This is a genomic window from Pseudobutyrivibrio sp. ACV-2 (genome assembly GCF_900107545.1).
Taxonomy (GTDB): Bacteria; Bacillota; Clostridia; order Lachnospirales; family Lachnospiraceae; genus Pseudobutyrivibrio.
This window is the reverse complement of the sequence record NZ_FNQZ01000008.1, coordinates 166340-179258: the sequence shown is the minus strand read 5'-3', so window position 1 is coordinate 179258 and position 12919 is coordinate 166340. Positions and strand designations below refer to the sequence as shown.

The following is a 12919-nucleotide window of genomic DNA, read 5'->3' as shown; positions in this document are numbered from 1 at the left end:
GCCTTCCATCAGCCTTATGCTCCACAACCCATTTCCTTTTTCTAGCTGGTAACGATTTGATTAACCGATCCATTTCTTCTATGGATGTCTGCAAAATCTCTCTACCCAACTTATCTGTTTCTTCTTTTGTTGCGATGGCAAAATCAGCCAGACTTGTTGGATTTTTATAATACTCCAGCTTTAACTCGAATAATTTTGGAATGAAATATTCCGCTAAATAATTTATAATGTCTTCCATAAAAGAACATCCTCCCTTGTGTGTATAGTTTTCGCAAACCAATACCTTATCACAAAGAAGGATGTTCTTTTATTATTTGTGTATATTTTCCGAGAAAATTTTTACTCTAGCTGCGCTAAATTATTTCATTCCGAATTAATCCGATTTAAATAGAAGTAACACAATTTTCATAGCTTTACCACAAATACAAATAGGCAATGATGTTATAATTCAATTAGATTTAGCATGGGGGCGGCTTCTTATGAATATTTACACACAAGTATGCGGGCTGGTAATTGTTGCAATACTCATATTCTTCTACATAAAGCAACCAACTATAGGACTGAGTTCTGAGCGAAAATTCAGAACGACATTGTATATTATTTTGACATGCGTGCTTTTAGACATTGCATCATGCTATTTTATTGTAAATTCAAAACGATTTAATGAGTGGGTGATACTTGGCATATGTAAGAGCTATCTGCTTTCACTACACTGTGTTGCTTTTGCAGCGTTGTCTTACACTATCTCAGATTTGTTTGAATACTGGGGCACAACACACGAGAAATACATCGCCGTACTCTATCAGAGTTTTTGTATTTTAGGCCTTATAACCACAGTTTATCTGCCACTTAATTACTATTATGATGGCAAAGCCCTGTATTCATATGGACCTGCGGCATACGCCACATATTTTTTTGTAGCCGTTTATATTATTTCCACTATAGTATCCACGATTATATTTAAGAAGCACCTAAAACCAAAGAAAATCTCCGCACTCATGGTATGGATGTTCAGTTGGATTTTAGCTGCTACCATTCAATTTTTAAATCCACAACTTCTTATTGTTAGTTTTGCAAGCTGCATCGGTGCTCTGATTATGTTTTTTGAAATGGAGAATCCACAAAGCTCCCTTTCACGACGTACCGGTCATTTTAGTTCAGCGGTCATCAGGGATTATTTTGACTATCTGTACCAAACCAGACATCCATTCTCATTAATGATGATTTCTTTTAAAACCGTTGCTGATTCAGCCGATGAAAATAAACTACTTAGAAAAACAATTCACATGTTATCTGAATTTCTTTTCACGATAGATACAGCAAAGGTATTTGATACCGCAGAAGGCTATTTTCTTTTAGTCTTCGAAAATACAGATTTTGTGGAGAGCACCAAATTTAAGATTTCAACTTACTTTCAATCAGTAGAGAATGAACCGGATATCAACGATTCTCTCCTACTGCTAAAGCCATACTATACGATAGTACCAAATTCATCTATTGCCGAAAATGCAGATGAATTGCTACATCTTCTGTCTGATTTTATTCCTTCTGACCATAATCAGCTACTAGGCTCAGAAATTGTGGTTGATGATGAAGTCATGAACAACATCCGCTATCATCGCCAGATAGAAAAGTTGGTGGTGGAGGCGATGGAAAACAATCGTATCGAAGTGCATTACCAGCCAATTTACGACATACGAACCCACACTTTTACTTCCGCTGAAGCACTGGTTAGAATCAAGCTTAGAGACGACACCTACCTTTTACCTGATGAATTCATACCTATAATCGAGCTTTCAGGACGAATTATTCCTCTTTCAGATACAATTTACAGAAAGACCCTATCTTTTATAAAGTCATACCACATCGAACGCATCGGTGTAGAACATATAGAGCTTAACCTTTCTGTTAAACAGGGAGAAAGTCCTATTTTTACAAATAAGTTTTTGGAAATGCTTGATGAATACCAAATTGATCCAAGAATGATTAATTTGGAAATAACAGAAACAAGCTCTCTTAGAAGTCGTGATAGCTTGTACAGAAATATGAAAAAACTGGAAGAACACGGTCTGTCATTTTCACTTGATGATTTTGGTTCTGGTAGTTCAAACCTCAACTATATCGTGGATATGCCCGTAAGCATTGTTAAGTTGGATAATTATCTGTCAAAAGAATACTTTAACAATCCTAAAGCGCAGGCTATTGTTGTTGCCGTTATCGACATGGCTCACAAAATGGGGCTAAAAATAATTGCTGAAGGAATTGAAACCGAAGAAGAATTTCATACCATGTTAGAACTCGGTGCTGATTATATCCAAGGTTTTTATTTCTCCAGACCATTACCAGAGCATGAGTTCCTGAAATTCATGCAGACACATAATTTAACGTAATAGAAAGTGAGGACGTTTATGCACACATTTCAACCTTATCCAATTAACATGTTAGAATGGAATCCTATCAAGAAAATTGCCGACGAAGGAGTTGCAATAGTTGCTGAATCCAATGGAAAAGTCAATGCAACATCCTCTCATACAGGCGGTGTAGGCCATCTTTGGGGAAAAAATGTTATATATGCTTTTTTGAGAAACACACGTTACACAAAAGAACTATTGGATGAGGGTGAATTTTTTTCTGCATGCTTCTTCGATATGAATGATGTAAATAATGCAAGACTGATGAAAGTACTGGATCAACTAAGCGGAAGAAATGAAGACAAATTAAAAGCTTGTCGTGTTGAAATTGAGCATGCTATGGGTGTACCTTATATTGATGGTGCAAACTTTATTATCCTATGTAGAAAAATCGCGGCTGTGCCGATGACTGAAAATACTATATTAGATCAAAAGATACTTAATATCCATTATACAGAGAGGCATTTGGATGATTTCCATACCATGTATATTGGAGAGATTTTAGATATCAGAGCTAGATAGGCAAACCAAAAGGACTGGATTTCCAGTCCTTTTTATTTGCCAGTGCTTTTTATCTGTTAAAGAATTCTACGAACTCTTCATATCCATCATTTGTAAGTTGTTCCTTCTGGAACTTTTTATTTTTGTTCATGCGAACCACAAGAACTGTTTGGCCTTCAGCGCGTGCAGCCTTTGCCTGCGCCATAACTTCAGAAAGCTTTTCTGCTGGGTAGCCTTTTTCTACAAGATAGGCTACCTTTTTGCTGGCACCTGGCACCTTGAAGCCCTGCTCCATAAGAAGAAGGATGATACGCTCAAAGCCGATTGAGAAACCACATGCTGGAGTATTCTGACCTGTGAAGTTGCCAATCATTTTGTCGTAGCGTCCGCCACCGCCGCAGCTTCCACCAAACTCAGGGATAGCAATCTCAAAGATAGTTCCTGTGTAATAGCTCATTCCACGTACGAGTGTAGGGTCAAAAACAAGCTCAAACTGTGCTTCCTTTGTAGCATTGACAGCTGCTGCAATCTCGCGCATCCAATCTGCCACCTCTTCATCAAGGAACTCACCAAGCTTCTCAAGGAGTACATCCATTCCAGCTGCAACATCCTTTACATCTGAAAGAGCTTCAAATAAGCCTACGTATTTATCAATAGACTCCTTTGAATAACCTGCCTCAAGAAGCTCTGCTGAAACGCCATCAAGACCGATTTTGTCCATCTTATCAAGTGTAATGAAAATAGAATCATAATCGTCCTCTGCGAAGCCTGCATAAGCAGCCATTGCCTTAAGGATACGACGCTCATTAATTCGAATCTCAAAATTCTTGAAGCCAATACGACCAAGTGTAGTGGTTGTAGCAAGAATAAGCTCGATTTCAGCAAGATTGCTAGGCTCACCAAGAATATCGATATCGCACTGTGTAAACTGTCTGTAACGACCACGCTGAGGTCTGTCTGCTCTCCATACAGAACCAATCTGAAGAGCCTTAAATGGTGCTGAAAGCTCATTAGCGTGATTTGAATAAAAACGGCAAAGTGGAACTGTAAGGTCATATCTCATACCAAAATCAACCACCTGCTCCTCTGTAGTAGCCTCAGGGATGTTAAGCTTTTCGCCTCTCTTCATTACCTTGAAGATAAGCTTTTCGTTTTCTCCACCCTGCTTGTTTGAAAGATTGCCAATAGACTCCATAGCTGGTGTCTCAATTGGGGTAAATCCAAATGAACGATAAGTTTCTTTGATAATAGATGTTACGTAATCACGAACCTCCATCTCGTATGGAAGTATATCCTTCATTCCATTAACTGGTTTCTTGTTTAAAGCCATTTCAAATCCTCTCTAAGTCTTTCACGTTTTCTTTCTATCATTTCATCAATTCTGTCCATGTAAAGCTGAACATCCTTGACATTTTCACATCTGGTTACTGTCTTGCCGTGGTCTGCAACAAACTTGCAGGCACAGCCAGCGCCAAGTGCCATTATAGTTTGTTTTTCTTCCATTATCAAGATATTATAAAGCCCCTCATTTCCTGCAGTGGCATATCCGATATTTTCAAGATTTGCCGCCATATTTTTCTGTCGATACAGATAATATGGTGACATGCCCATTCGCTTTGCCGACTCAAGGCACACATCCATGTGTTTTTGAGAATTATCTATTAAATAATCCTCGTAGGCCTCTTTATCGTAGTTAAGCCTTGCCGAATGCTTAAGGGCCAATGAATGCACTGTAAGATTGTCAGGAGCAAGCTTTTCCACCTCACTTAAGGTGTATTTAACATCCTCAAGAGTCTCGTTTGGCAAACCAAGAATAAGGTCCATGTTGATATTTTTAAAGCCTAGCTCTCTGGCCCAGCCATATACTCTGTAAATATCCTCCACCTTGTGGAAACGACCGATTAAATCAAGGGTCTTTTGATTCATGGTCTGTGGATTGATGGAAATTCGGCTGACAGGATGCTTCTTCATCACCTGAAGCTTTTCATAGGTGATTGAATCCGGACGACCTGCCTCAACTGTATATTCCAAGAGAGACTGGGTATCAAAGTATTTATCCACAAGTGTAAGAAGTCTGTCTAAATGCACCTCGTCAAGGGATGTAGGTGTACCACCGCCAATATAGATAGTGGTAAGACTCTTGTCCTTGCATGCCTCTGAGGTAAATTTCATTTCCTTTTCCAAAGCGTCGATATAGTCATCAAGCTTTTTAGTCCAAAGCCCTATTGGGTATGAAGTAAAGGAACAATACAAGCAGGTGCTTGGGCAAAATGGAATGCCAATATACACTGAGTAGCCATTATCGTAATCGATTTTAGATAAAAGCTCATGCTCCTTGTGGGAAACCTGAAGGCTTAGGTCTATTTTGTCCTTTGATGTAAGGTAGGTGCTTCGCATGTAGGCTTCCACGTCGGAATCAGTTGCCCCTTCTTCTATCATTCCAAGGGAGATTTTGGTAGGACGAATGCCTGTGAGTGTGCCCCATGGCAGGTCCTTTCCTGTACGCTGATGCAAACTTTCGTAAATAGCCAGCTTTAGGCGATTTTTAGTGTCTGGGCGATTAGCATAATCAATAGCTACCTCCTGTCCATCTAATGTAAGCTTATTGTCTGCGTATTTAACATCCATGCAAAACAAAAGCTCTTCATCCACAGGAGCCTCGTCAGTGCCTATACGCACCTCCTCTTTAGGATAAAAAGCCTTTATCAGGGAATAAATATCATATTCAAAATTATTTTCGTTTAACTTTACATAAATCATAGAAATGGATTGTACATCCTTTCATTTCCGATGGTTGTGGCCGACTCATGACCTGGATAGCAAATAATATCATCCGAAAGTGTCATTAGCTTTGTCTTGATGCTATTTACAAGCTGAGACATTGAACCGCCTGGAAAATCTGTACGGCCAACGGAACCACAAAACAGTGTATCCCCAGTGAAGAGAATATCTTCATTTGGGAAATAAAAACAACATCCGCCAGGAGTATGACCTGGCGTGAAAAGACATTTTAAGTGGAGCCCAGCTAAATCAAGCTCTTCATCATCCTTTAAATAAACATCAGCCTTGTATTCTGTAGATTTGAAAATCATGTCAGCTGAAAGATTTATCGATGCATCCTCAAGTGTGGCTCTCTCAGCTTCGTGAGCATAAATCTTTATGCCGTAGGTGTCTGCGATTTCTGCTGCAGCACCGATATGGTCGAAATGCCCATGGGTGATAAGAATAGCCACTGGCTTTGTGCCGGATTTCTCCACCCCTGCTTTGATGCGGTCAGGTGATGAGCCTGGATCTATGATGATGGACTCATTTGTTTTGTCGTTGATTGCCAGATAGCAGTTCATGGCGCAAACTGGCAACAATATATGCATTACTTTCATTTAAAAAAATTATCCTCTAGGTCTTTCTACGTCTATAATCGATTCTACCTGTTTGATTTTTTCAACAAGGGAACGAAGCTGCTCCTTGCTCTGGGTGCCAAATTTGATAGTGATTGTGGCAACACCCTGCTTGCTGGTTTTTGAATGGATAGAATCAATGTCGATTTCACGCTCTGTGAAAATACGTGTGATGTCTACGAGAAGTCCAGTACGGTTGTTCCCGTAGATGTTGATTTCTGTAAGGTAAACACCGCCACGCTTGCCCTCTTCCTCGATGCCTGGAGCCCACTCTGCTTCGATTAGGCGCTCCTTCTCAAAATCAGGAAGATTAATCATGTTAATACAGTCTGTTCTGTGGACAGAAACACCACGGCCTCTGGTAACAAAGCCTACTATTTCGTCTCCCGGAACAGGGTTACAGCACTTAGAAAAGCGCACAGAAACATCGTAAAGTCCACTAACGGTAATACCATTTTTAGACTTTGGCTTAATCTTATCTGAGCCTGCTGCGTGCTCTGCCAATACATCCTCATCAGTAACCTTTATAGGATGTTCTTTCTGCCATGCAGAAAACATTCTGTTGATTACTGCACCTTCCTTGATGGCACCCTGGCCTATGGCTGCAAGGGTATCCTCCCAGCTATGGAAGCCGTATTTGTTTTTGATGAGCTCCTGGTATTTAGGCTTGTTGATGTCACCCAAATCCACGCCTTTTTGCTTGGCAGAATTTATGAGAAGTTCCTTGCCCTTGGCAATATTTTCGTCCTTTGACTGGGTGCGGAACCACTGGTTGATTTTATTTTTAGCCTGTGATGACTTTACGATATTAAGCCAGTCTCGGCTAGGTCCATTGGTGTTTTGAGATGTAACGATTTCGATTCGGTCACCATTTTGGATAACGTAGTCGATAGGAACCAATTTGCCGTTGACCTTGGCACCTATCATGCGATTGCCTACCGCTGAATGGATGGAATAAGCAAAATCTATTGGTGTAGAGCCATTTGGCAGGTTCTTAACATCTCCACTAGGTGTAAAACAGAAAACTGTATCTGAAAACAGATTAAGGTCCGATTTTAATAAAGAAGAGAATTCTTTATTGTCGGAGATTTCCTGCTGCCACTCCAAAATTTCACGAAGCCATGAAAGCTTTTCCTCTTCGCCTACAACTGAAGAGCCCTCGCCACTTTCCTTATATTTCCAGTGAGCTGCGATACCGTATTCGCTGGTGCGATGCATTTCGTAGGTACGAATCTGAATCTCAAATGGTGCGCCATTTGGGCCGATAACAGTGGTATGCAAGGACTGATACATGTTAGGCTTTGGCATGGCGATATAGTCCTTGAAACGGCCTGGAATAGGCGTGTACATCTCGTGGATAACACCAAGCGCAGCATAACAGTCCTTGATGGAATCTACTATAATGCGGACTGCAAATAAATCGTATATCTGATCGATGGTTTTGTGCTGGTTGACCATCTTTTTATAGATGCTGAAGAAATGCTTGGCACGACCGTAAACTTCCGCCTTAATTTCAGCAGCCTCAATGTGCTTTCTAACATCTACTACTAAAGAATTAATATATTCAGTACGCTGGCTCTTTCTGAGAGCAATCTTTTGTACCAAATCATAGTATGAGTCTGGTTCGAGATATTTCAGTGATAAATCATCCAGCTCGATTTTAACTCTGCTGATACCCAAACGCTGTGCTAATGGGGCATAAATCTCCATGGTCTCACGGGCTTTTTCCTTTTGCTTTTCAGGCCTCATGTATTTAAGAGTACGCATGTTATGAAGTCTATCTGCAAGCTTTATAAGGATGACACGGATATCTTTTGCCATGGCAAGGAACATCTTTCGGAGGTTCTCTGCCTGGATTTCCACTTTATCTGCATCGTAGTTTAACTGGCCTAATTTGGTGACGCCATCAACTAGCTCTGCAACTTCGTCTGAGAACAGCTCTGCAAGCTCCTCCTTGGTGTAGATGGTATCCTCAACAACATCGTGAAGAATACCAGCCACGATGGTTTCCTTATCGAGCTCCAAATCGGCTAGGATAATAGCCACGCAAAGTGGATGGATGATATAAGGCTCACCTGACTTGCGTCGCTGATCCTTATGGGCTTCAGCTGCAATGTGATAAGCCTTTTCAATCATGGAAATATCTGTATTAGGATGGTATTTCTGGACGCGCGAAATAAGCTCTCTATAGAGCTCATCCGGGTCTACAAAATCTGTTGTAGCGATGACACCGCGATTTTCCATAGAGATTTTGTGTTCAAGTTTTTCTAATTCAGCTTTATCCATCTCTGCCACGATATCACCACCCTTCCTGAAAAATTTTTATTAAACATTATATAATTTAACACTCTAAAAAGCAATAATGCAGATACCGAAAATTCTGTGAATTTATAGACTTTTTTATATTTTTTTGTTAAGATATTTCAGGCTTTTTTAATTAGTTATTTTTTTGAAAGGAAAATTTCAATGATTCAAGCAAATAATGTTACTCTTCGTTTCGGAAAGAAAGCTCTTTTCGAAGAAGTTAATATCAAATTTACTGAAGGAAACTGCTACGGTATCATCGGTGCAAACGGCGCTGGTAAATCTACATTCCTTAAGATTTTATCAGGTCAGTTAGAGCCTACAAGCGGTGAAATCACCATGAGTCCAGGCAATCGTCTCTCATTCTTAGAGCAGGATCACTTCAAATATGATGAATTTACTGCACTTGATACTGTTATCATGGGAAATCAGCGCCTTTACGACATCATGAAGGAAAAGGACGCTATTTATATGAAGGAAGACTTTTCTGACGAAGATGGCATCCGCGCTGCTGAGCTTGAGACAGAGTTCGCAGAGATGGATGGTTGGAATGCAGAGTCAGACGCCGCTACTCTTCTTAACGGACTTGGCGTGGACACAGAATATCACTACACACAGATGTCTGAGCTTCCAGGTGCCCTTAAGGTCAAGATTCTTCTTGCAAGAGCACTTTTTGGTTCACCAGATGTTCTTCTTCTCGATGAGCCTACTAACCACCTTGATTTAGATGCTATCGGCTGGCTTGAGGAGTTCCTTATCAACTTCGAAAACACAGTTATCGTAGTATCCCACGACAGATACTTCCTTAACAAAGTATGTACACATACAGCAGATATCGATTACGGCAAGATTCAGCTTTACGCTGGTAACTATGATTTCTGGTATCAGTCTTCACAGCTTATCATCCAGCAGCGTAAGGAAGCTAACAAGAAAAAGGAAGAACAGATTAAGGAATTACAGGAATTCATCCAGAGATTCTCTGCTAATGCTTCTAAGTCTAAGCAGGCTACATCTCGTAAGCGTGCATTAGAAAAGATTCAGCTTGATGATATCCGTCCTTCAAGCCGTAAGTACCCATACATCGATTTCAGACCAGCTCGTGAAATCGGAAATGAAGTTCTTTCAGTTGAAAACCTTACAAAGACTATTGATGGCGAGTTAATCCTTGACCACCTTTCATTCAACGTAGGCCGCGAAGACAAGATTGCTTTAGTTGGTTCGAACGAAAAAGCTAAAACTGTTCTCTTCCAGATTCTCGCTGGCGAGATGGAACCAGACGAAGGAAGCTACAAGTGGGGTGTTACTACTTCACAGTCATACTTCCCTAAGGACAACACTGAAATCTTCAGCACAGACCTTCTCATTGTAGACTGGCTTACACAGTTCTCTGAGATTAAGGATGCTACTTATGTACGTGGTTTCCTTGGTCGTATGCTTTTCGCTGGTGATGACGGCGCTAAGAAGATGAAGGTATTATCCGGTGGTGAAAAGGTTCGTGTTCTTCTTTCTCGTATGATGATTGAAAACTCCAACGTTCTTATGCTTGATGAGCCTACTGACCACCTTGACATGGAATCAATCACAGCACTTAACACTGGTCTCCAGAAGTTCTCAGGTGTAATCCTCTTCTCTTCTCGTGACCACGAAATCGTGCAGACCACTGCAAACCGTATCATCGAAATCCTTCCAAACGGACAGATGATCGACAAGATGACAACATACGATGAGTACCTTGAGTCTGATGAAATGGCTCGTAAGCGTACAGTTCTTGAACTTTCTTCTGACGAGCTTGCTGATGATTAATTGATCAAGTAAAAATATGGCTTCCCAGTTTTTTATTGGGAAGCCTTTTTTATGGTCTCATCAATGGCTGAAACCAGTGTGTTATCATTGTCAAAAGCATGAACGTATCCATGCAACGACTGTGCCTTTTGCATCAATGTTCTAGAGTTTGCCCAAACGAAAATAGCAGATTTACCCTTTCCATTTTTTGCTTCTTGAATAAGATTGGTAGCTGCACTATTTCCATCAAAAGCTACCACCATGGATGGACGACGCTCAAAAATCTCGTAATTGAAGCTCTTGTAGATGCCCATTCCCTGAGATTCTGTTGAAACTCTAACCTTTACATCAGAATTTTTAATGCGCTCTGCCTCTGATTTTGTAATAACGGCTGGTACAAAGGAATAAATCCTAAATCCCTTTGTGTTATGCTCCAACAGATATTTTTCATAGCCTGACAGCTTATGCCCTATTACAAAGCATACCTCCTCAGGATTTAAGTATTCTAACATCTCATCTATCTGGCTGGTGGCATTGGCGCTTAGCTTGGTCGAGCGATTTTCTGTATTAAAGCTTCCACCTATAATAACAACAGGCAGTCTGTCCCAGGTGATTTCAGAAATCTGTTCCTTAAGCTCTGTGTTGGCATCGAGCTTTGCTGCTCCCCTTGACTTGCCATTTGAAATCTTCACAGTCTGCATCTTTTCAAGAAGGACATCCTCTAAATCCCTGTCCCCTAGAAGTTCTGCAAAAGCTACTTTTTTCTCTGAATATGACCTTTGAGCATCCTCAATAATGGTGGTTTCCGCTTCCTTCATAAGTCGAAGCTCATCATCAGAAAGTCCAAGCATCTTTTCCAAGGAAAGCTGCTCTTCTATGGCATCTGTACCATATAAAGCGGCACCATCCGTTCCCTGAACACAGCTGATTCCATTTTTTAAATAGTTTTTCAGCGGATGATTCTCCAGGGAGTTTAGATTATTAAGTCTAACGTTGCTGGTAATCTGAAACTCAAGGACCACATTATTTTCCTTGAGCTGCTTCAAGGTTTCTCTACCCTTTTTACTGCTTGGGCTATAGGTGTAAAGACCGTGCCCTAGACGCATTTTAGGCATAGGCTGGCCAGGGGCCAAAGATTCCTTTACACACAAAATAGAATGTGAAATATTATCCTTTTGACTGTCGTTTTCTCCTGCATGCACACGAATTACGAAGCTTGGGTCTTTGCTGGCTATCTTTACCAATTCTTTGAATGCAGGCTTTAAGGTGATAATATCGTTAATCTCCTCTCCTACAAAATCACAACCAGCCACATAAGGATCTAATGCTGTGGCCTTAAGCACCTCTAAGTTTTGCTCTAAGTAATTTTCAGGTGTCACGGCATCCTTGATGATGGTAAGTGGAATACGACGCATTGCAGCAAGGAAACGAATCATAACTCCAGTTTCCTTGTAAATGCTTGGCATTACCTGATGAATCTGACGAAGCATTTCAAGAGATTCATATTTTTTTACCAGAGTTGTATCACTGATTTCTGCGTAGTAGATACCCTGCTTTTTATAGCTTCTGGCAATCCATAAAAGCTTGTCCTGAAAAATAGTGTTCCTGTAATAGGCAGGATTTTCCTTATCCCTAATCATCTGAAGCAAGGAATTTTTAACATCCTCATCAGGAATCATTTCAACCTTTGATAATGTGATTTTGCTTTCGCTTTCAACTCCCTTACAGAATACATAGCGATACAGATAAACCTTTTCAAGGTTAGTAAATACAGCCTGACCGTCCTTGATTACTGCAAGTGAGCCTCGGATTTTAACGATATTTTCTTCTGCATTATCGATGTTGTTTAAAATCAAGTCTGCAAAATTGATAAATGTATTATCATTAATTCTTCTATCTAAGTATTTCCCCTGAAGCCCTGATGTAACAAACTGTCTTGCAACCTTTTCGCGCTGTTCATAAAGGAGCTTCCACTGAACATCTGTAAGCTTCAAATCAAGCTTTTTAACATAATACAAAGGGTATCTGATTTGATGGGAAATACCTAATGCGATAAGCACATCTCCGGAAAGATTTCCATTCATGTGAGTGTGCATATCAGCTCTGAATTTAAGTTCTCTACGTATATACGTTTTAAAAATAGTTTTTCCAACTGGAAGAGCAAAATTTTTAGTCTGGCTCATCAAGGTCTTTGCGATAGCTGATATGGTAGCCTTGACCTTAACAAAACCATCGTTGTAGATATTTGCAACCTCTGTGCCCTTTAGCATAAAAATGTAGCTTTCAGCATTTCTCCCATCGATGTAGCATGGAACCTCCCCCTCGATAATGAGCATTCCATCCTCATCCTCTGTCAAAGGCAGGTCGCAGATTTTTGCGATGTTTCTGATGAGATTGCCTGTGGCATGATTTGGGGTCTTGAGAACGTAAAACATCCTGTCTAAATCCTTGTAAAGATTTACGATTATATCCTTTTCATTATCAAGAAAAAAACATGTGAAATATGTCATTCTCAAAACCTCC

Annotated in this window: 8 protein-coding genes and 1 pseudogene; 3 read left to right on the top strand and 6 right to left on the bottom strand. The window is 40.3% G+C overall.

From position 1 onward, the window contains the following. Nucleotides 1-238: pseudogene (locus BLV53_RS17570) on the bottom strand (UPF0236 family protein); the annotation flags it as partial. A 241-nt stretch (nt 239-479) separates the two neighbouring features. Here BLV53_RS17570 and BLV53_RS10370 point away from each other — a divergent pair. Then, on the top strand, nt 480-2390 hold the full coding sequence (locus BLV53_RS10370; protein WP_090300556.1) for an EAL domain-containing protein: 1911 nt from the start codon (nt 480-482) through the stop codon (nt 2388-2390). A gap of 18 nt (nt 2391-2408) precedes the next feature. After that, nucleotides 2409-2933, top strand: a complete 525-nt coding sequence (locus BLV53_RS10365; RefSeq protein WP_090300554.1) for a flavin reductase — start codon at nt 2409-2411, stop codon at nt 2931-2933. 49 nt (nt 2934-2982) lie between these two features. Here the strand turns inward: BLV53_RS10365 and hisS are convergent, their stop codons facing one another. From hisS to BLV53_RS10345, 4 genes are read right to left on the bottom strand one after another with little or no spacing between them, the layout of a single operon-like run. After that, on the bottom strand, nt 2983-4242 hold the full coding sequence (gene hisS, locus BLV53_RS10360; protein WP_090300552.1) for a histidine--tRNA ligase: 1260 nt from the start codon (nt 4240-4242) through the stop codon (nt 2983-2985). Next, on the bottom strand, nt 4233-5672 hold the full coding sequence (gene hemZ / locus BLV53_RS10355; protein ID WP_090300550.1) for a coproporphyrinogen dehydrogenase HemZ: 1440 nt from the start codon (nt 5670-5672) through the stop codon (nt 4233-4235). The genes hisS and hemZ overlap by 10 nt, the downstream gene beginning before the upstream one ends. Beyond that, complete coding sequence (locus tag BLV53_RS10350; RefSeq protein WP_090300547.1) at nt 5669-6292, bottom strand: MBL fold metallo-hydrolase; 624 nt, start codon at nt 6290-6292, stop codon at nt 5669-5671. Before BLV53_RS10350 ends, hemZ begins: the two co-directional genes overlap by 4 nt. A 9-nt stretch (nt 6293-6301) precedes the next feature. Beyond that, nucleotides 6302-8596, bottom strand: coding sequence for a RelA/SpoT family protein (locus BLV53_RS10345; protein WP_090300575.1), 2295 nt, complete (start codon nt 8594-8596; stop codon nt 6302-6304). Between the two features lie 180 nt (nt 8597-8776). Here BLV53_RS10345 and BLV53_RS10340 point away from each other — a divergent pair, with 180 nt between their 5' ends. Further along, nucleotides 8777-10417 carry an ABC-F family ATP-binding cassette domain-containing protein gene (locus BLV53_RS10340; RefSeq protein WP_090300545.1) on the top strand — a complete coding sequence of 547 codons (1641 nt, stop codon included), beginning with the start codon at nt 8777-8779 and terminating at the stop codon, nt 10415-10417. A gap of 32 nt (nt 10418-10449) precedes the next feature. Here BLV53_RS10340 and BLV53_RS10335 read toward each other — a convergent pair whose 3' ends face one another. Beyond that, nucleotides 10450-12906 (bottom strand): amidohydrolase family protein, encoded by a 2457-nt coding sequence (locus BLV53_RS10335; protein ID WP_090300543.1) that lies wholly within the window; start codon nt 12904-12906, stop codon nt 10450-10452. Nucleotides 12907-12919 lie beyond the last annotated feature (13 nt).